The sequence below is a fragment of the Singulisphaera chitinilytica genome (assembly GCF_049331405.1).
Taxonomy (GTDB): domain Bacteria; phylum Planctomycetota; class Planctomycetia; order Isosphaerales; family Isosphaeraceae; genus PoT.
Genome location: NZ_CP186274.1, coordinates 8,710,427 through 8,730,153 on the forward strand (window position 1 = coordinate 8,710,427; position 19,727 = coordinate 8,730,153).

General features: G+C 68.3%; 14 protein-coding genes. 5 read left to right on the plus strand and 9 right to left on the minus strand.

Translation table 11 applies throughout. The annotated features are described in order from the left end of the window. Positions 1-5: 5 nt before the first annotated feature. A complete protein-coding gene (locus ACOYYX_RS34055; RefSeq protein ID WP_422927109.1) occupies positions 6-1,298 on the minus strand; it encodes an alpha/beta hydrolase in 1,293 nt (430 codons plus the stop codon). Positions 1,299-1,634: 336 nt separating this feature from the next. Between ACOYYX_RS34055 and ACOYYX_RS34060 the strand changes: the two genes are divergently transcribed. Continuing rightward, complete coding sequence (locus tag ACOYYX_RS34060) at positions 1,635-3,170, plus strand: YifB family Mg chelatase-like AAA ATPase (protein ID WP_422927110.1); 1,536 nt, start codon at positions 1,635-1,637, stop codon at positions 3,168-3,170. A gap of 17 nt (positions 3,171-3,187) precedes the next feature. Here the strand turns inward: ACOYYX_RS34060 and ACOYYX_RS34065 are convergent, their stop codons facing one another. The 4 genes from ACOYYX_RS34065 to ACOYYX_RS34080 all read right to left on the minus strand — a co-directional run bounded on the left by ACOYYX_RS34065 (position 3,188) and on the right by ACOYYX_RS34080 (position 10,331). Further along, a complete protein-coding gene (locus ACOYYX_RS34065) occupies positions 3,188-3,835 on the minus strand; it encodes a DUF429 domain-containing protein (RefSeq protein WP_422927111.1) in 648 nt (215 codons plus the stop codon). 102 nt (positions 3,836-3,937) lie between these two features. Next, positions 3,938-5,431 (minus strand): protein kinase domain-containing protein, encoded by a 1,494-nt coding sequence (locus ACOYYX_RS34070; RefSeq protein WP_422927112.1) that lies wholly within the window; start codon positions 5,429-5,431, stop codon positions 3,938-3,940. 241 nt (positions 5,432-5,672) lie between these two features. Beyond that, complete coding sequence (locus tag ACOYYX_RS34075; protein ID WP_422927113.1) at positions 5,673-6,845, minus strand: MFS transporter; 1,173 nt, start codon at positions 6,843-6,845, stop codon at positions 5,673-5,675. Between the two features lie 42 nt (positions 6,846-6,887). Next, a complete protein-coding gene (locus tag ACOYYX_RS34080) occupies positions 6,888-10,331 on the minus strand; it encodes a WD40 repeat domain-containing serine/threonine protein kinase (protein ID WP_422927114.1) in 3,444 nt (1,147 codons plus the stop codon). A 124-nt stretch (positions 10,332-10,455) separates the two neighbouring features. On the opposite strand from ACOYYX_RS34080, the gene ACOYYX_RS34085 reads away from it, so the two are divergent. The 3 genes from ACOYYX_RS34085 (at position 10,456) to ACOYYX_RS34095 (ending at position 13,441) form a co-directional block, all read left to right on the plus strand. Further along, positions 10,456-11,058: an RNA polymerase sigma factor gene (locus ACOYYX_RS34085; protein ID WP_422927115.1), complete on the plus strand. Its 603-nt coding sequence runs from the start codon at positions 10,456-10,458 to the stop codon at positions 11,056-11,058. A gap of 916 nt (positions 11,059-11,974) precedes the next feature. Beyond that, entirely contained in the window at positions 11,975-13,018 is a 1,044-nt protein-coding gene (locus ACOYYX_RS34090; RefSeq protein ID WP_422927116.1) for a DUF1559 domain-containing protein, read from the plus strand. Between the two features lie 201 nt (positions 13,019-13,219). Then, positions 13,220-13,441, plus strand: coding sequence for a hypothetical protein (locus ACOYYX_RS34095; RefSeq protein ID WP_422927117.1), 222 nt, complete (start codon positions 13,220-13,222; stop codon positions 13,439-13,441). Positions 13,442-13,456: 15 nt separating this feature from the next. Here the strand turns inward: ACOYYX_RS34095 and ACOYYX_RS34100 are convergent, their stop codons facing one another. The 3 genes from ACOYYX_RS34100 to ACOYYX_RS34110 all read right to left on the minus strand — a co-directional run bounded on the left by ACOYYX_RS34100 (position 13,457) and on the right by ACOYYX_RS34110 (position 17,262). Beyond that, a complete protein-coding gene (locus ACOYYX_RS34100; protein WP_422927118.1) occupies positions 13,457-14,446 on the minus strand; it encodes a uracil-DNA glycosylase in 990 nt (329 codons plus the stop codon). Next, a complete protein-coding gene (locus tag ACOYYX_RS34105; RefSeq protein ID WP_422927119.1) occupies positions 14,443-15,744 on the minus strand; it encodes an NAD(P)/FAD-dependent oxidoreductase in 1,302 nt (433 codons plus the stop codon). The genes ACOYYX_RS34100 and ACOYYX_RS34105 overlap by 4 nt, the downstream gene beginning before the upstream one ends. 126 nt (positions 15,745-15,870) lie before the next feature. Next, entirely contained in the window at positions 15,871-17,262 is a 1,392-nt protein-coding gene (locus tag ACOYYX_RS34110) for a HEAT repeat domain-containing protein (RefSeq protein WP_422927120.1), read from the minus strand. A 165-nt stretch (positions 17,263-17,427) separates the two neighbouring features. Here ACOYYX_RS34110 and ACOYYX_RS34115 point away from each other — a divergent pair, with 165 nt between their 5' ends. Beyond that, on the plus strand, positions 17,428-17,940 hold the full coding sequence (locus ACOYYX_RS34115; RefSeq protein ID WP_422927121.1) for a MogA/MoaB family molybdenum cofactor biosynthesis protein: 513 nt from the start codon (positions 17,428-17,430) through the stop codon (positions 17,938-17,940). Between the two features lie 255 nt (positions 17,941-18,195). On the opposite strand, the gene rsmG is transcribed toward ACOYYX_RS34115, so the two are convergent. Then, positions 18,196-19,644: a 16S rRNA (guanine(527)-N(7))-methyltransferase RsmG gene (gene rsmG / locus ACOYYX_RS34120; RefSeq protein WP_422927122.1), complete on the minus strand. Its 1,449-nt coding sequence runs from the start codon at positions 19,642-19,644 to the stop codon at positions 18,196-18,198. Positions 19,645-19,727 lie beyond the last annotated feature (83 nt).

Genomic DNA, 19,727 nt, shown 5'->3' on the forward strand with positions numbered 1-19,727 from the left:
GAGGTTCAGGGAGCCTGCGGTGGCTGGGCCTGGACGTGCGCCTCGAGCCAGCGGGCGATGACGGGGTAGCTCGTCGCCTTCGAGTTCAGGCCGACGAGGGCGTCGTCGTGGCCGGCGTCGACGGGGAGCCCTTGCGCCCTGCCGAAGATGTACAGCGTCTTGTCGGTCGAGCCGACGTGATCGAAGAGGAATTTCTGCACGCGAGGGGGCGCGAAATTATCGCGCTGGCCGCAACTGATGAAGATGGGGACCTTCACGTTGCCGATCGCCTGGGCGTAGTTGAACTGCCCCTTGGCATCCAGGAGCACGCCTTTGTTGGATAGCAGCATGTACTGCTGCATCAGGCCGATCGCCGGGATGTCGGTCGCCCAGCCGGAGAGGGCCTCGTACACCTTGGGGCTGACGTTCTGCTCGTTGAAGAAGAGGTTGTAGACGCTCGTCCGCGTCTGCGAGACGATCTGTTCGCCGGTCAGCTCTCCGGCGAGTTGCCTGCTGCGGGTCTGGAGCATCTCGGTGAGGAACTGCCGGGCGACCTGGCCCTCGGGCATGGTGACCTGGCTCCCGACCGTCACGAGGCAGCCGATCCCCGGGTTCTCGTAGCGGGCGAGGCAGGCGAGCGCCACGATCCCCCCCATCGAGTGCCCGACCCACGCCACGGCCGGAGCCCCCGTGCGACGGCGGACCATCTGCACGAGCGCGGGCACGTCCATGGCGATGTGGTGATCCATGTTCCAGTTGGCATACTTGGGGTCGACCGACGCATAACTCGCCGTGCCGAGCTTCCCTTGGGACATCCTCCGCAAGGCCCCGCCGATGAGGACCTCGGGCGCGTCCTCGAGCCGCCAGACCCACTTCTGGCTCATGCCGCTACCGCGCAGGTCGACGGCCCAGACGTCGTACCCCAGCCCCGCGAGGTACTGCGCGAACCCGCACGAGGGATCCAGATCCCAGAACTGGGCGTTGTACGTCAGCCCGTGGCAGAGGATCACCGGCATTGCGCCGGCTTTCGGCTGTCCCACCGGCCTGAAATGCTGCGCGACGAGGTTCCAGCCGTCCCTCGTCTTCGTCACCACCGGCTCGCCGCCCGCAATCCTGTTCTCCGTCGCGGCCCTCCTGGGATCGACCGCTGCTCCTCGGGGATTGCCCGGCTGCGGACCCGAATTCCGAGGCACGATCGCCTGCCGGATCCCATTCCGCGTCGCCCGGTCGAGCAGCTTGCCCAGGTCATCACCCTTTACCTGCGTTGACGCCGCCAACAACCCGAGCGCAGCCACCATGGCGAGGATGTGTCTCGACATCGCTAACCCTCCTTGGACGTGTATCGGGGGGCCGAGCCCTCTCATCTCGGGGCCCGGTGGGAGACTACACGACTCCTTTGTGCAGTTTCGTACCAGATTCTCGTGATTTCCCCCAGGCGGGATTATCGCTACGGCCCGGTGCGCAAATCCGGTCGCACCGCGCTGCTCCCCATCGGTCGGATCGAGACCAAACCGCCTCATCAAAAAAATGCGAGGGAACCTAGTGTACGTAAGTCTTCTGACTGCTAGACTGTTTTCGAGTATGCCGACATCGACAAAGCTCGCCGAAGTGATGGCCCCGCGAGTTCAGGCAATGCGGGGCGCCGGGGAACCGCAATGCTCGCCAAGCTCTCGTCGTATACGCTGATGGGGATCGATGCGGTGCCCGTCGAGGTGGAGGTCGACGTCTCCCACGCCTCGATGCCCAAGACGGTGCTCGTCGGGCTCGCCGAGGCGGCCGTCCGCGAGAGCACGCATCGAGTCGAGCGGGCCCTGGTCAACTCGGGGTATCAACGCCCCGTCGATCGCGTGGTCATCAACCTGGCTCCCGCCGATCTCAAGAAGGACGCCGGGGGCTTCGACCTGCCTATCGCGCTGGGATTGCTCAACGCCAGCGGGCAGGTCTCGTTCGATCGGCCTGGCCAGTTCTCGGTGGTCGGGGAACTCGCCCTGACCGGCGAGACGCGGCCCATCAAGGGGGTGCTCGCGATGGCGCTGACCGCCGCGAGCGAAGGGCGAGACGGCCTGCTCGTCCCCGAGGCCAACGCCGCCGAGGCCGCCGTCGTCGAGGGGATCGCCGTGTATCCCATCGGGAGCCTCGCCCAGGCCGTCGGGTTCCTCACCGGACAGATCGACATAGACCCCAGCGCCATCGACCTCGGCGACGTCTTCCGCAAGCTCTCGCACACCGAGGAGGACTTCGTCGACGTCAAGGGGCAGGAGTACGCCAAGCGAGCCCTCGTCATCGCCGCGGCCGGTTCACATAACGTCCTGATGATAGGCCCGCCTGGGACGGGAAAGACCCTCCTCGCCAAGCGCCTCGGCACGATCATGCCCGTGCTGACGCCTTCGGAGAGCCTCGAGACGACCCGCATTTATAGCGCGATGGGACTGCTCCGGCCGGGCGAGCCCCTCATGGCCGTCCGCCCGTTTCGGTCGCCCCACCACTCGGTCAGCGACGCGGGGCTTGTCGGCGGCGGCTCGGTCCCCCAGCCTGGCGAGATCAGCCTCGCACATAAAGGTGTTTTATTTTTAGACGAATTACCCGAATTCAATCGTAAAACCCTTGAAGTGTTGCGCCAGCCGCTCGAGGAGGGCCTCGTCACGATCAGCCGGGCCCTCCGCAGCACGACGTTCCCGGCCGACTTCGTCCTCGTCGCCGCGATGAACCCATGCCCTTGCGGATACAGAGGCGACCCGCGACGCTCCTGCTCCTGCACCCCGCCGCAGGTCGAGAGGTATCTCAGCAAGATCTCCGGCCCGCTGCTCGACCGCATCGACCTCCATGTCGAGGTGCCCGCCGTCCCCTTCACGCAGCTCGCCGAGGCCCCGCCGGGGCCGACCTCCGCGCAGTTCCTCGACCAGGTGCTCAAGGCCCGCGGTCGACAGACCGAGCGCTTCGGCCCTAAGGGGCCCGCCGTCAACGGCCGGATGAACCCCCGGCAGGTCCGCAAGTATTGCCACCTCCGCCCCGAGGCCCAGAGCCTCCTGAAAGGGGCCATGGAAGAACTCGGCCTCTCGGCCAGGGCCCATGACAAGGTCCTCCGCGTCGCCAGGACCATGGCCGACCTCGACGACAGCGACGCCATCCTCCCCCAGCACATCGCCGAGGCCGTCGGCTACCGTTCCCTCGACCGCTCGGTCTGGGCCTGAAACTCGAAGAAACGACCTCAACGACCCAGATCCGGGATGGTCATCAGGCCCTCTTCGAGGAGGCCGACGTCGCGGGTCCGGCGCTGGCGCCAGAGCTCGGCGGTGAAGGCGCAGATGACGGCGTCGAGCTGGTGCTCGGAGGCCTTCGGGTGGTTCAGGCCGGGGACGAGAGGCTTGAGGGCTCGGTGGATCTTGCGGCGGCCGGCGGGGGTCTTCTTGCCTTGCCAGGGGAGGCCCAGGAGGCGGAGGGTCGCGAAGGGGTAGACCTCCAACGGCTCGTGGCCGATCGCGCGGAGGGCCTGGGCGATGGTGGCACCTCGACGCGCGAGGACCTTGATGAGGGCCGTCGCCAGCGTGGGGACGCCCATGCGGCCGAGTTCGCGTTCGAGCTGGCGGCTCCTCGTTCCGGGGTCGACGCGGCATCGGCAGTCGTCGTCGAGGCAGCAGCGACCGAGGGGGCGGGTCAGAGGGGCATTCACGGCGACGGTCCCCCAGCGCCCGGCCAGCCTCGCGAGCTCGAGGATCTCCTCGTCAGTCCCGGCCTTCGTCAGCAATTCCAGGCGCCCCGCACGCAACACGGCCACGCCCGTCTCGCGATGAGGAACGCCCGCGAGATCGATCCCGACGCAGATTCCCGGGGCCCTCGGCCTTCGCCTTGCTGCCACGTCCCGCCTCCCCGCCCGATCCTCCCTGCACGGTTGTACTAGATAGCAGATGAACGAGGGAGTGTCCATCGATCCCGGAAAGCCGGGCGAGGACGAGGCGGTTCAGGGGGTCGGGAAGAAGATCTCGGTCATGTCCTCGGTCGGGTCGTCGGACGGGGGCTCGAGGGTGGGCAGGTCCTCGACCGCCGTGGAGAGGAGGCCTCGGCCGATATAGCTCCGAAGGTCGTCGAGGGCGACGAGGGCCGACTGATAGCGCTCCTCGGGGCGACGGGCCATGAGCCGGCCGAGGATGATCGCGAGGGGCCGGGGGATGTCCGGCGCGACGACGTTGAGCGAAGGAGGGTCGTGCTGCGTGACCCGGACGAGCAGGGCGGTGGCGCTCCGCTCTTCGAACGGGAGCCGGCCGCTGAAGAGGTGGAAGAAGCTGGCGCCGAGGGAGTACAGGTCCGAGCGGTCGTCGGCGTCCTCGGCCATCGCCTGCTCGGGCGAGATGTACTGCGGCGTCCCCATGATCGTGCCCTGGAGGGTCACGCTCGGGTCGATCTCGGTCGACTGCTTCAACAGGCCGAAGTCGCTGATCTTCACGTCGAGGTCGGCGGTCAGCAGCAGGTTGTGCGGCTTGAGATCGCGATGCACGACCGAATGCTGGTGGGCATAGTGCAAGCCCTGGAGGCACTGGAGCAGCCAGCGCGTGCCGAGCGGGACGCTCGGCGGCCCCTGGCGGCGGATCCACGAGGCGAGATCCCCATTCGGCAGATATTCCATCGCCAGCCAGCGCAGGACGCTGCCGTTGGCCGCCGATGATGTGCCCGAGGCGAAGACCGGCACGATATTCGGCGACTGGAACGAGCCGAGGACCAGCCCTTCTCGCGCAAATCGGGCCTCGAGGGCCTTCGGGCCGGCCGAGTCGAAGGAGACGACTTTCACTGCGGCCTTGCGCTTGAGACTCTCCTGCGTGGCGAGGTAAACCTCGCTCATGCCGCCGGTGGCGAGCTTGCGCTCGAGCAGGAAGTCCCCCAGCCTCATCCCCTCTTTCACGACCCAGGGGGAGCCGGCGGAGAAGGGGCCTCGCGAGCCTCCACGGATCATCCCGGGGCTCTCCGAGGCCGCCGAGCGGGCGCCGAGGATGTCCCCTTCGGCCAGGTGCTTGAAGGCAAGGCTCAGGCGATCTCGCAGGCTCCGGGCGAGTTCATCGCCGCCGCGGCCGCGATCGGAGGGGGAGACCCGCAGGATGTCCACGAACCGCGAGGCCTCCCCGTCGGGATCAGAGCCAGGGACTACGGGGCTGTAAGTCCCGAGCTGCAGGTCGAGGACATTGCACTCGTCGGTGGCGAGCGCCGTGGTGATTGCGGCGAGGATCCCGGTGCGGTCGAACCCGACGACGCAGACCTCGTATGACGATACGTCGATGGGTCTCACGTCCACGTCGACGGGGCGATCCTCGTCCAACTGCGCGAGGAGTCGCAGGTGCCGGCCGATCTCCTCCGGGGCGTGACGCTCGAGATAGGCCCGAGGCATCCGGCGCAGGTGGGCCTCGACGAGCGACGAGGGCACCCCGTCGGCGTGCTTGACTACGGATTCGGCGAGATCGGGCATACCGATCATCCTCCGCGTCGGATCGGAACAGAGATCGGGCGTCAGCGAATGAATCAATGACGGGCGGGCCGCGTTCGGCATGACTCGTTCGCGGCGACGGCGGCCAGGGAGAGGCCTGGCGCGGGGCCAAGGGGATATCGCACCGCGCGAGCTCGACATCCATGCTATGTCGGAATCGAGGCGGCGGTCAACCCGCCCACTCGACTGGAGCGGGGGCCGAACCACCGCCGTTCACTCCCCCCTAGCGGACCGCGACCGGACGTCTCGGCGCGATCAGGAAGAAGAGGACGATTCCCAGGATCGGCAGCACCGACCCGACCAGGCAGACCCCCGGCCAGCCGCCGACGCTCCAGGCATACGCCCCCGCGAACGAGCCGACCGCACCGCCGACGAAGTAGGTGACCATATAAACGGTGTTGAGACGGCTCCTGGCCTCGGGGCGGATCGCGTAGATCCGCGACTGGTTCGAGATGTGGCAGGCCTGCGCGCCGAGGTCGAGCAAGATGACCCCGACGACCATCCCGGCGAGCGTCAGGCCGAACGCGTAGAAGCAGAGGTACGAGAGGAGGATGCAGAGGAACCCGAGCCCGATCGTCGTCGTCGGCGTCCCCTTGTCGCCGAGCCGTCCCACCACCGGGGCCACGAGCGCACCGACGACCCCCACGAGCCCGAAGAGGCCGATGGCCCGGCTCGAGTAACCCCAGGGGGGGCCGGAGAGGTAGAACGTCAGCGTGGTCCAGAAGGCGCTGAAGGCCGCGAAGCTCAGCGCCCCGAAGGTGCACGACTGTCGCAGGATCGACTCGGAGCGGAGGAGGTCCACCAGCGACCGGAGCAGGGCCCCGTAGGTGAGCCCCGTCGGCTCGGGGACCGACCTCGGCAAGAGCACCCGCAAGGTGATCGCGAGCACGACCATCTGACCGGCGGCGATCCAGTACATCGCCCGCCAGCCGAGGGTGTCTCCGACGTAGCCGCTGACCGTCCTGGCGCAGAGGATCCCGATGAGCAGGCCGCTCATCACGAAGCCGACGACCCGGCCGCGCTCGGCGGGAGGGGCGAGCGTCGCGGCGAACGGGATGAGGAGCTGCGGCGCGATCGTCGTGATCCCGACCGCCAGGTTGGCCAGGACCAGCCAGGTGAAGTTCGGCGAGAGGGCCACCGCGACCAGGGCGACGGTCACGGCCCCGAGCATCGTCAGGATCTGCGACCGCCGTTCGCGCAAATCCCCGAGCGGGACGAAGAGCAGGAGCCCCGCGGCATAGCCCACCTGCGAGGCCATGCTGATGAGCCCCATCCGGCGGTCGGGGACGTCGAATTCGCGTCCCATCGCGGCGAGGAGCGGCTGCGCGTAGTAATTATTGGCGACGGCGAGGCCGCATCCCGCGGCCATGGCCCAGAGCGTGGGTCGGGGTATCATGAGGCTCGATGCATCCCTGGTGTTGCTGCGAAAGGCCCCGGCTCAGCGCGGGGCCTTCGGGTCGAGGCGGGAGAGCGGGCGCACGGCCCCCAACTCGTCGAGTTGGAGCCCCGTCTGCTCCTCGACCCAGTTCCTGATCTCGGCGACACTCCCCTCGTCGGGGGAGGCGGGGACTCGCCAACGCCTGGCGAACCCTTCCTTCGTGCCCGTCGCCACACTCTTGCCGTCCGGGGCGAAGGCCACGCAGAGCACCGCGTCGGTGTGCCGGAGCGGGGGGCCGAGCTGCCGGCCCGACTCCGGGTCCCAGAACCTCGCGGTGCCGTCGTGGCTGGCGGTGAGCAGCATCGAGCCGTCGGGGCTGAACGCCAGGCCGACGACCTCCCCCGCGCTCCCTCGGATGTCCTGCGAGAGCTTGCCCGTCGCGGCGTCCCAGATGCGCACGGAGCCGTCCTGGCAGCCTGTCGCCATCCTCTTCCCCGGGGCGTCGTAGGCCACGGCCGTCACGGGATAGCCGTGCCGCAAGGGGGTCTCGAGGCCGATCTCGTGGTCGCCGATCGGATCCCAGATCCTGGCGTTCAGGTCGCGATTGGCCAGGAGCAGGGCCTTGCCGTCCCTGGTGAAGGCCGCCTGCTGGATCGGGAGGTCGAGCGAGCGCAGGACCGGCTTCGGGTCGCGCAGGGTTTCGGCGTTCCAGAGCAGGGCGGTCTTCGGCTTCGCCTCCCAGGTCAGGAGCCACTTGCCGTCGGGGCTGTAGACGGCCCCCAGGACGGGGGATGGCAGCTCCTCGGAGACTCGCTGACGCTCGCGGGCCTGGGCGTCCCAGACCTCGACCCGGCCCCGGACCCGCCCCTCGTCCCCCGACCACCGGGCGAGGGCCAGGCTCCGGCGATCGGCGGCGAGCGAGGCCCCCTCCGTCATGTCGACCACGTCGTACGTCCTGCGGCCGTCGGAGCTCTTGACGGTCCCGTCGGGCTCGAGCCGGGAGCTGTGCATCAAGGGGCCTTGCTCGCGCCCGGTATCCACGTTCCACCAGCGGGCGCCGTCCGCGCCGCAGGCGAGGAGGCTCGAGCCGTCGCCGCCGAAGAAGACGCTGTGGATGGGGCTGTTCATCGCGAGGGGGGCCCCGATCGACTGGGGCGTGGGGATGTCCCAGATCTCGATCGAGCCGTCATCCAGGCCGACCGCCAGCCCTTTGCCGTCGGGCAGGAACGCCAGGGCGGTCGCGGCGCTCGCGAACTTGAAGGTCGGTCCGACCTGCCCGAGCTGGGCGGCGTCCCAGAGCCGGACGACGCCCCAGGCCGTCCCCGTGGCGAAGATCCGGCCGTCGGGCGACGTCGCCAGGCTCATGATGCTCGTGCCCTGAGGCGTCAGGTCGGCGACCCTCCCCTTGCCCGGGGACCAGACGTGGAGCTTGCCGTCGCGGGTCCCCGTCACGATCCGCTCCCCGTCGGCGCAGAAGGCGAGGGCCGAGACCGGCGCATTGTGCACGAGCGGGGCACCGATGGCCTTGCCGGTGTCGAGGTCCCAGAGCACCGCCCGCCCGTCGCGACCTCCCGTCACCAGCTTACGCCCATCAGGGCTGAGGGAGAGCGTGTAGAAGCCGACCACGTCGCTGTGCGCGAGCGGCTGTCCCATGAGCTGACGGGTGTTGAAGTCCCAGACCCTCGCGATGCCGTCGTCGCAGCAGGTCACGAGCCTCTTGCCGTCGGGCGTGAACGCCATGCCCCAGATCACATGGCCGGGGGGGTGGAGGAACGGCTTGCCGACGGGCAGCCGCCCGGTGACGTCCCAGGAGGTGACACGCCCTTCCTCGTCGGCCGTGACGAAGATCCGGCTGATCCTCGGCGGGAAGGCCACGCGCTCGATCCAGCGGCTCGTTCCGAAGTCGGGGGGGATCATCGGCGTCCCTGTCCCGCTCGCGGAGGCGACGTCCCAGGTCCGGATCCCGTTCCCCTTCCCGACGGAGACCAGGGTCTTGCCGTCGGGGCTGATGGCCAGGTCCAGGATCGGGATGCCGTGGCGGACGCGGGACCTGGCCCGGCCGAGCTGGGAACGCCACTCGGCCAGGTTCACCCGGATCGCGCGGTCGAGGCTCTTCGTGTCGGCCTCGGTCGCGAGCGCCAGGCTGCGGACGAGCCAGAGGAGGCCGTGCCCGACCTCCCCCTGGTCGCAGAGGGTGAGCCCCTGGTTCAGGGCCAGCTCAGCCTGCTCCTCGACGGCCTTCCGGCGCGCCTGCTGGGCCATCTGCCTGGCCTTCGCCTCCGACTCGGCCTTGCCCTCGGCCCGCTGCCATTGCCAGAGGACCAGCACGAAGGCCAGGACGCTCACGATCAGGACCGCGGCCGAGAGTGCGGCCACGGCGGGGCGGCGTCGCGTCCACTTCCAGCTCATCTCGAGGGGTCCGACCGGGCGGGCGAGGATCGGCAGGCCCCCTTGGTACCGCTCGAGGTCCTCGGCCAGCAGGAGGGCGCTACCGTAGCGTCTCCTCGGGTCCTTGTTCAAGCATTTCAGGCAGATCGTCTCGAGGTCGCGGGGGACGGCCGGCTGCAACCTCCGCGGTGGCATCGGCTCCCGGCTCCTGACCTGCTCCAGGAGGTCGAGCAGCGAGGCCGACTGGAAGGGGGGCCTGCCGGTCAGCGTCGTGTAGAGGATCGCACCGAGCGCGTAGACGTCGGCCGCGGGACCGGCCTGCTCCCCGCGGCCGTCGGCCTGCTCGGGGGCCATGTATTCGGGCGTGCCCACGAGCAGGCCGTTGAGCGTCTTGAGGTCGGTCCCCGTGAGCTGCTTGGCCACGCCGAAGTCGCAGAGCTTGAGCCGGCCGTCGGCCGTGATCAGCACGTTGGAGGGCTTCAGGTCGCGATGGACGATCCCCTGGCCGTGCGCGTGGTGGACGGCCCTGGCCAGGGTCGAGACGGCGTGGGCCGACTTCGCGGCCGTCCAGGGGCGGTCGGCGAGCTGCTGGCTCAGGCTCCCGCCGTCCACGAATTCGAGGGTGAAGTAGGGGACCGGGGGGCTCAGCTCCGACGCCCGCCATTCGCCGATGTCGAAAATCTGGATAATATTGGGATGCTGGAGGCGGGCGACCGACTCCGCCTCGGCCCGGAACCGCGACCGGTACTCGTCGCGGGCGAACTCGCCGCTGAGGAGCATCTTGAGCGCGACGACCCGCTGGAGCTGCGCGTGCCAGGCCTTGAAGACGATCCCCATGCCCCCGCGACCGAGCTCCGCGAGGATCTCGTAATCGCCGACCTGCGACGGTGCGACCAGGGTCGCGGCCTGCGAAGGCCCCCCCTCGACCGCGACCCCCGAGAGTGTCCGCAGCGAGAGCACGACCGGGTCCGGGGCGCGGTCGAGCGCCTCGAGGACGGCCTCGCAGCCCGGGCAGCCCTCGACGTGCTCGGCGATCCGCTCCAGCGAATCCTCGGGCAGGACGCCGAGGTTGAATGCGGCCAGGTCGTCCTGGGAAGGGCAGTCCGGTCCTGGCATGGTCTCGCGTCCTCCGGGATATTGCGACCGCCATCGCCTTCGTATGATTAATGCGCGTCTCGTGAAACGACTTTCGGAGCACGAGACGCCGACGCCTTCGACGCCCCGCCCCGAGGAGCCTTGCATGGGGGAGTCCCGCCCCGAAGTCCGCCAGACCTCGCTCACGCTGCTGGAGCGGGTCCGCGCCAACGAGGCCGACGCCTGGACGCGCCTGATCGACCTCTACACCCCCATGCTACGATACTGGTGCGCGCGGGCGGGGCTCCAGTCCTCCGACGCCGACGACGTGATCCAGGAGGTCTGCCGCTCGGCGATGGCCGGCCTCCCCGACTTCCAGCGCGATCGGCCGGGCGACACCTTCCGCGGCTGGCTCCGGGTCATCACCCGCAACGCCCTCGCCCTCCACTTCCGCCGCAAGGGGCGGCACCCGAGCGCCCCGGGGGGCACCGAGGCCTTCCTCCGCCTCGAGGAACTCGCCGACCCCCGCCCCGACCTCCCCGACGAGGACTCGCAGGCCCAGATCCAGGGGCTCTACCGACGCGCCCTGGAGCTCGTCCGCGGCGAGTTCGAGGACCGCACCTGGCAGATGTTCTGGCTCACCGTCGTCGAGGACAAGGTCCCCAACGACGTCGCCGCCCAGTTCGGCGTCTCGGCCGTCGCCGTCCGCAAGGCCAAGTCGCGCGTCCTGCTCAGGCTCCGCCAGGAAGTCGGCGACCTCATCGCCTGAGCCTCGAGTCCCGCGGACGGATCCGCCGCCAGGTTTCTCGCGACGGGGCGGACAGGCGGGGTGCGACGCCCTCATCGCGCACAAGGACGCAATCACGAATCCCCACGTCTCGACCTTCTTGAACGACGCCACCCATCGACCCCGGCTCTCCTGCAGTCGTCCAGATGCCATTTCATGCCGAACATCCATCCAGAGGGGCGAGGGTTCCTGGCAAGGATTCCGATCAACGAACGAGATGCTGTCACGCCTAGCGCATTCACCGTGAATGGAGTGTGATGCGTCAGACGTACGCGAGAGGACCTGGGCCAGGTCCTCTCTCCAATACCTCCCGAACTCCACTCGCGTGCCGGTGCAATAGTGAAGTGTGTTTGTCGGCAGACGGCCCATGGAATTGTCTAGAGCCAGGAGTCACTCGCGACCGCGGTGACGACCCACCCGGGAATGAGATCTCGGATCTCCTCTGATCGGTTCGACCCCCGACTGGCGTCCCCCTCCGCCGAACGGGAAGTCCTTCCGCCGTATCCCGCGAAAAGCGTCGAGGACGCCCACGGCCGCGCCACGCCCGCGGCCCGGAGTCGAGGACTTTCGAACCCGCAGAGACACCCATCCTCGAGCCTTGCGTAAGCACTTCGACCCGCGAGGTCTTCGCGAAATGGCTCCGGCATGCGCACCGATAACCAGATACGATGTTGTGAACAATAAAAATCATGAAGATTCGGTTGATGTCCGGAACGAAGTCGATGGCGACGACGCTACCTTCCGAGAGCCGGGCCCGGAGCCATGAAGCGGGACGATGTTTCCAGGTTTCTTTGTCATCAGCGCAAGTAATTGCGTAGGGATCCGGCCGCATTCAGGCGTCCGAGAGCAATCCCCCGCGCCGGTCCTCTTTCCTCGTTCATTTCAAGGAGCCTTCCCAATGAAACGCCGCGGTTTCACGCTGATTGAACTGCTGGTCGTCATCGCCATCATCGCGGTCCTGATCGCGCTCCTCCTGCCGGCCGTCCAGGCCGCGCGCGAGGCCGCTCGCCGGGCCCAGTGCACCAACAACCTCAAGCAACTCGGACTCGCCTCGCACAATTACATCTCGGTGAACGACGTCTTCCCCGCGCAGTGCATGCCGGACGGCGTCGACGGGCTCGACAACTGGGGATTTAGCTGGTACTCGGCCCTGCTGCCGCAGCTCGAGCAGCAGCCCATCTTCAACTCAATCAACTACAGCGTCTCCCCCTGGAACGGCGCCAACAGCACGGCCTACAACACCCAGCTCGGCCTCTGGGTCTGCCCGTCCGAGAGCCAGACCCAGCGCCTCACGTCGATGTACATCGCCAACTACGTGGGCAACTACGGCGGCCCCGCGGTCATCCAGCCGTACTCGGGCCTCATCATCCCGACGGTTGACCTGGAGGTCACGTACCTGACCAGGCTCAGCCCTGTGCGGCTGGCCTCGATCACCGACGGGACCTCGAACACCGCGATGTTCAGCGAGCGTCTACTCGGCCTGCCGCTGGGCACGACCGTCGGCCCCGGCGGCAACAATGCCAAGCGGGCGATCTTCACCGGGACGGTCTCCATCACCCCGGCCGCCTCGACCGTCAACGGCGCCGCACAGGCCCTGTCGTTCGTGAACGGCTGCAAGTCGATCACGGCGACCTCGTACGATCCGAACGCCCAGACGATCGGCGAGTACTCGTTCGTCGGCTACCCGCTCCACCTCGGCCTGACGAGCTACAACCACGTCGTGGGGCCGAACACGCCGTCGTGCGAGAACCCGGGCGAGGCCTCGTGGATCACCATCCCGCCGTTCAGCGCCTCGTCGGCGACGAGCAACCACTCCGGCGGCGTGAACGTCGGCATGAGCGACGGCTCGGTCCGATTCATCAAGGACTCGGTGAACCTCCAGGCATGGTGGGCCCTCGGCTCCCGCGCCAATGGCGAGGTCATCAGCTCCGACGCCTTCTGATCCTGTGTAATAGGCGTCGATTCGGCGCATGAACCCACGCCATCCGGGGGCGATCCCTTCCCGATTCGGGCGGATCGCCCCTCACCTCATGTCGACGCAATGCAATAAGGGCGTGTGCCTCCGCTTATTGCACTCGATGTGCGGCGACAACCGGTACAACAACCGTTCGGCCCCATTCGATAGCAAAGGGAAGCCATATCCATGAGTCGTTTGAACCGCTGGATGGGCCTCGGAATCCTGGCGACCGCGATCAGCGGCTGCTCGGGCGGCGGCGTGGAGGAGGGGATGCCTTCGACTCCGAAGCTCATGCAGCCGCCGACCGACATGACGGCGAAGATGCTCGAGCATTCCAAGCAGAAGCCCCAGAAGGCCCGCGCGGGCCTCGTGCCGCCCCCGCTCGGTCCCACGCGAGGGCGACGTTGAGGCCTTCGCCCCGGCTCAGTCCTTGCTGAGCTTCTTGCGCGAGGGGGGGACGATGCCCATCTGCTGCATGAGCATCTGCAGATCCTCCCACGCGTCCTTCTTCGCGGCCGGGTTGCGGAGCAGGTAGGCCGGGTGGTAGGTGACGACGGTGAGGATCCCCCGGTAGCGGTGCCACTTGCCCCGGAGCCGGCCCATCGAGAGGGCGGTCTCAAGGAGCGTCTGCGCGGCGATGCGGCCGAGCAGGCAGAGGAACTCGGGCCGGATGATGTCGATCTGCTTCTCCAGATAAGGGAGGCAGTTGGCGATCTCCCTCGGCTCGGGGTCCCTGTTCTCGGGCGGGCGAGACTTGAGGATGTTGGCGATGTAGACGTCGGCCCGGTCGAGCCCCATCCCCTTGGTGATCATATCCGTCAGTAGCTGCCCCGCGCGGCCGATGAACGGCAGGCCCTGGCGGTCCTCGTCGGCGCCGGGGGCCTCGCCGATGAACATGAGCCGGGCGGTCGGCGACCCCGAGCCGAAGACCGTCTGCGTCCTCGACGCCGCCAGGTGCGGGCAGCGCTGGCAGGTCGAGACCTCGGCCGCGAGCGTCGCCAGCAAGGCCGGCCGCTCGGCCGCGGGGGTCTCGGGCGAGGTGGGCTCGACGATGCCGAAGAGCGACGAGGTCGAGCTGGCCGCCGCGGGGCGCTTCGCCGGAGCCGGCGGAGGGGCCTGGGGTCGCGCCGGGGGCGTCGCCGGAGGCGTCGGCATCGTGATCGTCGGCGCGGCGACCGGCGTCGGCGTGGGGGCCGGCGTCGGCGTGGGGGCCGGGACCGGAGCCCTCGCCGGGACCGGAGCCTGGATCGACGCACGGACCGGGGTGACGGCCTCGGCGAGGGGCCGAGGCGGGGCCTCGCCCGGCAAGGGGACCGCGATGCGATCCACCCCGGCGAGGTTCAGCGACTGGAGCCGTTGCCGCATCGAGCGGACAAGGCGGCCGAATTCCTCCGCGGCCGGGTCGCCGCTCATGAGGACCTCCCCGAGAGCGCCGGCTCGGGCTCGGCCACATGCTGGTCATCCTGCCGGGCTGCGCCGGTGATGAGGCGGGCGCCTCGGTCGTAGGTCAGGTAGAGCCAGGCCCACTCGAAGAGGACGACGAACCGGTTGCGGAACCCGATCAGGAAGAAAAGGTGGATGAAGAGCCAGGCCAGCCAGGCGAGGAGCCCCGAGAGCTTCACCTTGCCGAGGTCGGCCACGGCCGCCGCGCGACCGATCGTCGCCAGCGAGCCCTTGTCCCAGTAGCGGAACGGCAGATACGCCTGCCCCTTGAGGGCCCTCCGCAGGTTCCTGGCCGCGTGCTTCCCCTGCTGCATCGCGGCCGGGGCGACGCCCGGCACGGGCTTGCCGTCCTGCTCGATCGCCGCGAGGTCGCCGACGATGAAGACGTCGTCGCGCCCGGGGATCGTCAGGTCGGGGTTCACCTTCACTCGGCCGGCCCGGTCGAGAGGCACGTTCAGGGTCTGAGCCAGCGGCGACGCCGAGACACCCGCCGCCCAGAGGACCGTCTTGGCTTCGATCCGATGGTCCCCGACCGTCACGCCGTCGGCGTCGATGCATGAGACCATCTGGCTCGTCCTGGCGTCGACCCCGAGCTTCTCGAGCTGGACCTTCGCCTTCTCCGAGAGGCTCTCGACATACGTCGGCAGGATCCTCGCCGAGCCCTCCAGCAGGATCACGTGGGCCTGCGTGGGGTCGATGTGGTAGAAGTCGCGGGCCAAGGCGTGGCGGGCGATCTCGGAGACGGCCCCGGCCAGTTCGACCCCGGTCGGCCCGCCGCCGACGATGACGAAGTTCAGCCAGGCTCGGCGCTTGGCCTCGTCGGGCTCGCGCTCGGCGACCTCGAAGGCGGAGAGGACCCGTCGCCTGATCTCGAGGGCATCCGTGATGCTCTTGAGCCCCGGGGCGAACGGGGCCCATTCATCGTGGCCGAAATACGAGTGGGTGGCGCCCGTCGCGATGAAGAGGTAGTCGAACGGCACCGACCCGTCGGCGAGGACGACCGTCTTCGACTCGAGGTCGATCGACTTCGCCTCGGCCAGCATCACCTCGACATTCTTCTGCCCGCGCAGGATCCGGCGGATCGGCGTGGCGATGTCGCTCGGGTTCAGGCCGGCCGTCGCCACCTGATAGAGCAGGGGCTGGAAAAGGTGATGATTCTGGCGGTCGATGATGGTCAGCCTGACGGGAGCGTTACGAAGCTCCTGCGCCAGGGTCAGGCCGCCGAAACCACCGCCGAGGATCACGACTCGAGGCCATTGATCGTTCATGCTCGCCACATCCGGGGGAAAACTCCGGGCGCAGGATGGCCAGGGAGTGGGGGATCACTCTCGTAATCGAGAGCCGCCTCGTCTCGACCGCCGCCGCCTCGGATCCCGGTCGGGACCTGGCCGGACTTACGGCTGGTTGACCTTGCGGGCGGGCTCGCGCTCAGGCTGGAACTCGGTCCGGAGCCAGCGCTGCCAGGCCGGGATGTCGTATCCGAAATCCTGGCCAGTGAGCTTGACGAGAGCACCAAGGACCTCGACATTCTGATACGAGTACGACATGATCCGAGGGATCGGCCCCCTCGAACCCAGGAGCCCGCCCCCCATCGCGAGCGAAGGGGCGGCGTTGACCCAGGGGACCTGCGTGGCCCCGTAGGCCACCACGCCCGGCCCGACGACCGGCGGGGTCAGGATGCCCAGCGAGCTCCCGTTGGTATAGATCGGCGCGCCGTAGGGGATTCCTGGATTCACGGAGCCGAAACCGGGGCCCGAACCGCCGCCACCGCCCGAGTTATCCATGACCATCCGATACTCGGTCGTGATCAGGGCCGGGACGAGATGTGGGACAGTCTTCACCGCGTCGAGGTTCGAAAGGGTCCAGGCCGCGCGGTTGACGACCTCGGGGTTGCTCGACCCCAGGGCCCTGATCAGCATCGGGATGACGTTGTTCTCGCTCCTGCGTTCCAGCTCCGAGAGCGTGACGTGCCTGACGTCGGACTCGGCCTCCCCGAGGATCCGGTGGACGAGCGCCGCGGCGGCCTCGGGGCCGGGGATCACGCCCAAAACGTGGGAGAGCAAGGTCCGGAGTTGCGTCGAGTCCTCGCCGAGCACCTTGACCAGCGGCTTGACCGCGATCGGCTCGCGGATCTCCATGAGCTGCTGCTCGGCCTCTCGGGCGCGGTCGGATGCCCCGCCGACGATCGCCTGGCGGAGGAGTCGGATCCGGCGGACCCAAGACGCCTGCTCGGCGCTGGTGGCGACCTGAGTCTCGCGGTTCTCGCGTTCCTCGGGGGTCACCCACTTCCCTTTGTACTTCACGAGCCCCTGTGCCTGGAGGACGTCATCACCCGTGAGCCAGCGGTCGCCCGACTGGACGTGTCCGAGCTTCTGGTGGGCCTGGCCGTGGTTCGGGTCTTTCTTGAGCGCGTTCTCGAAGTGGAGCGTCGCCAGGTCGGCCAGCTTGTGCTCCTCGCACCAGGCGCCGAGTTCGTACTGGGCGTCGGCCGAGTCCTCGACCTTCTTGCGTTTGGCGACGTAGTCGTCCAGGGGGCTCGGCTCGCGCACGACGTTGACGATCTGCTTCTTCTGGAAGCTGAGAGGGACCTTCCCGTTCTCGGTGATGACCGAGACGCGGTCGGGATGGGCCGCATCCGACAGGACCTTGCCCTTGATCTGCCCGCCGCCCCTGATGGAGATCTGGTCCCCGGAGGCGTCGACCGTCGCCGACAGCAGGAGGCCCGAGGCGACCCCCCACTTCAGAAGCGTCTTCAAGCCAAGATCGACCCTGAGCAAGCCGGTCATGCGCCCGACCTCCAGTCCAGCTCGTTGAGAGCGGTGACACCTAGCCGCGGAACCTGGCATCAACCTTATTTTACAAGGACGAGCAACGCGTCGACAGGCCCCGTAGGCCCTTCGCCTCATTTGTTAAACTAGCGAGCCCATACCCGTTGAGTCAGGAGAGCCACGATGAGTCAAGCGGTGCAAGAACACCGGTCGCAATCGCCACAGGCCTTAAAAATTGCCGTGATGACGATCTCGGACACGCGTACGGTCGAAACGGACACCTCGGGGGCCCTGATCGTCTCGCTATCTCAAGAGGCGGGGCACGAGGTCGTCGAGCGAGCGATCGTCCCCGACGAGCCCGATCGCATGCGGCCGTTCCTGCTCGACTTCGAGGCCAGGCCCGAGGTCGACGCCATCCTGCTCACCGGCGGCACCGGCATCAGTGCGCGCGACCAGACCTTCGAGACGGTCTCCGCGCTCCTCACCAAGCCGCTCCCCGGCTACGGCGAGCTCTTCCGCATGCTCAGCTACGCCGAGATCGGCCCCGCCTGCATGCTGAGTCGGGCCGTCGGGGGCCTGATGAACCGGACCGTCCTGCTGGTGATGCCCGGGTCGCGAGCCGCCGTCGAGTTGGCGATGACGAAGATTATCCTGCCAGAGTTGCCGCACCTCGTCCGCGAGGCCCGCAGGCATTGATCCCCGGGGCGGACGGCAAAAAAAACGGACCGGAACGGTAGCTCTCCCTAACCGCCCGGCCCGCGGAACAGGCTGCCTGTTAAACAGGAGCAAGTCCACCCGGCATTGCCATATCTCGTGCCGAACGCTCTGAATTCCTTCGCGGAGCCATTTTCCAGGGGTTTGGACTCAATTCACTCATGAGCCAGCCCCGACGACCCGCTCGAAAATCGAGCATTCATGCCGAAGCTACGTGCAAACGGTTCCATCTGATCATCAGGGTTTGCGGCGTTCCTGGCTCCAGGAATAGAGGGCGATCGCGGTGGCCGTGGCGGCGTTGAGGGACTCGGTCCCGATCTGGATCGGGATCCGACGTCGTTCCCCTTCGCGAAAGCGGGCGGGCAGGCCGGGGCCCTCGACGCCGGGGAGCAGGCCGAAGGTCTCGGGGAAGGGAGCCTCGCCGAGTTCGGGGCCTTCCATCGAGAGCGCGACGAGGGGAATCCGGCTCGTCGTCAGGTCCTGGATCGACGGACCCGTCAGCAGCGGGATCTGGAAGAGGGCTGGGCCGGCGGCGCGGGCGCTCTTGGGGTGGAACGGGTGGGCCGCCTCGCGGAGCAGGACGGCTCGCGTGGCCCCGAAGGCCGCCGCCGACCGCAAGACCGCCCCGACGTTCTCCGGGTCCTGGAAGGGGACGAAGAGCGTGCAGCCGGCCGGCCAGGGGAGGTCGTCCGACCACTCGGGCATCTCCGGGAGCTTCACGAGGAGCAGGGGGGTGTGCGTCCCCGCCATATCCAGCTCGCGGAAGAGGGGGTCGGCGAACCGGATCCAGGGGAGGTCCTGGCGAGGGGGCGGATTCCCCTTCGAGTCGGTGAGCCAACCCTCGGCCGAGCCGGGGGATTTCTCCAGGACCTCGGCGATCGGCCGGGCCCCGGCGATCAACGCCTGCCCGTTCTTGCGGATCCCGCGCCCGCCGAGGAGGTCCTTGCACAGCTTGAACGTCGGGTTCGAGGCGCTGGCGACCTCCCGGATCGTGCCGGTGTAGGCGGGGATCGGCACCCCGGAGGCGTCGTACATGGTCTTCTGGCCTTCCAAACGCTCGTAGATCACGAGCCTGCGGTCGTGCGTGGTCCCGGGGATCTTGTAGGCGTGGTCGGCCTCGAGCTTGAAGGTCTCGGCCTGGTCGCGTGCGGCCTCCTTGATCTCGAGGTCGCAGTCGGGCCCCTTCATGAAGAGCATCCGCCCGCCGGGCCTGATGCAGTTCACGACGCGATCGAGGGTCTCGGGGATCGTCGCGACGGCCCGGGTGATGACCCCCGCGGCCGCGCGATGGACCTTGGGGCCGATCTTGCCGGCGTAGACCTCGACCCCGTCCAGGCCCAGGCGTCGGCAGGCCTCGGAGAGGAACTCCGCGCGGGCGCCTCGGGGCTCGGCCAGGATCATCTCCACGTCGGGGCGTGCGATCTTGAGCGGGATCCCGGGCAGGCCGGGGCCCGAGCCCATGTCGATCAAGGGGGAGGGGAGCTCGGTGAACCTGAGGACGAGCAGGCTGTCGACATAGTGCTTCAGCACCATGTTCTCGAAGTTGTGGATCCGCGTGAGGTTCAGCTCGGCATTCGCGGCGCGGAGGAGTCGGTGGTATTCCCAGAGCTTGTCATACTGCCCCGGCTCGAGGCGAATCCCGCAGTCCTCGATCATGGCACGGAGGAGGTCTCGGCCCGGCTTCATTTGCGAGTCTTTCGATGCGTTGTGAGGGCCAGTCGATGAAAACACCGCCCCGTCCGCGCGCGGTGCTGATTCCGCTCGCGAAC

Bases quoted from the DNA above. Each gene is read 5' to 3' on its own strand.
- ACOYYX_RS34055 (WP_422927109.1), bottom strand. From the start codon at position 1,298: ATGTCGAGACACATCCTCGCCATGGTGGCTGCGCTCGGGTTGTTGGCG.
- ACOYYX_RS34060 (WP_422927110.1), top strand. From the start codon at position 1,635: ATGCTCGCCAAGCTCTCGTCGTATACGCTGATGGGGATCGATGCGGTG.
- ACOYYX_RS34070 (WP_422927112.1), bottom strand. From the start codon at position 5,431: ATGCCCGATCTCGCCGAATCCGTAGTCAAGCACGCCGACGGGGTGCCC.
- ACOYYX_RS34075 (WP_422927113.1), bottom strand. From the start codon at position 6,845: ATGATACCCCGACCCACGCTCTGGGCCATGGCCGCGGGATGCGGCCTC.
- ACOYYX_RS34080 (WP_422927114.1), bottom strand. From the start codon at position 10,331: ATGCCAGGACCGGACTGCCCTTCCCAGGACGACCTGGCCGCATTCAAC.
- ACOYYX_RS34085 (WP_422927115.1), top strand. From the start codon at position 10,456: ATGGGGGAGTCCCGCCCCGAAGTCCGCCAGACCTCGCTCACGCTGCTG.
- ACOYYX_RS34090 (WP_422927116.1), top strand. From the start codon at position 11,975: ATGAAACGCCGCGGTTTCACGCTGATTGAACTGCTGGTCGTCATCGCC.
- ACOYYX_RS34095 (WP_422927117.1), top strand. From the start codon at position 13,220: ATGAGTCGTTTGAACCGCTGGATGGGCCTCGGAATCCTGGCGACCGCG.
- ACOYYX_RS34100 (WP_422927118.1), bottom strand. From the start codon at position 14,446: ATGAGCGGCGACCCGGCCGCGGAGGAATTCGGCCGCCTTGTCCGCTCG.
- ACOYYX_RS34105 (WP_422927119.1), bottom strand. From the start codon at position 15,744: ATGAACGATCAATGGCCTCGAGTCGTGATCCTCGGCGGTGGTTTCGGC.
- ACOYYX_RS34110 (WP_422927120.1), bottom strand. From the start codon at position 17,262: ATGACCGGCTTGCTCAGGGTCGATCTTGGCTTGAAGACGCTTCTGAAG.
- ACOYYX_RS34115 (WP_422927121.1), top strand. From the start codon at position 17,428: ATGAGTCAAGCGGTGCAAGAACACCGGTCGCAATCGCCACAGGCCTTA.
- rsmG (WP_422927122.1), bottom strand. From the start codon at position 19,644: ATGAAGCCGGGCCGAGACCTCCTCCGTGCCATGATCGAGGACTGCGGG.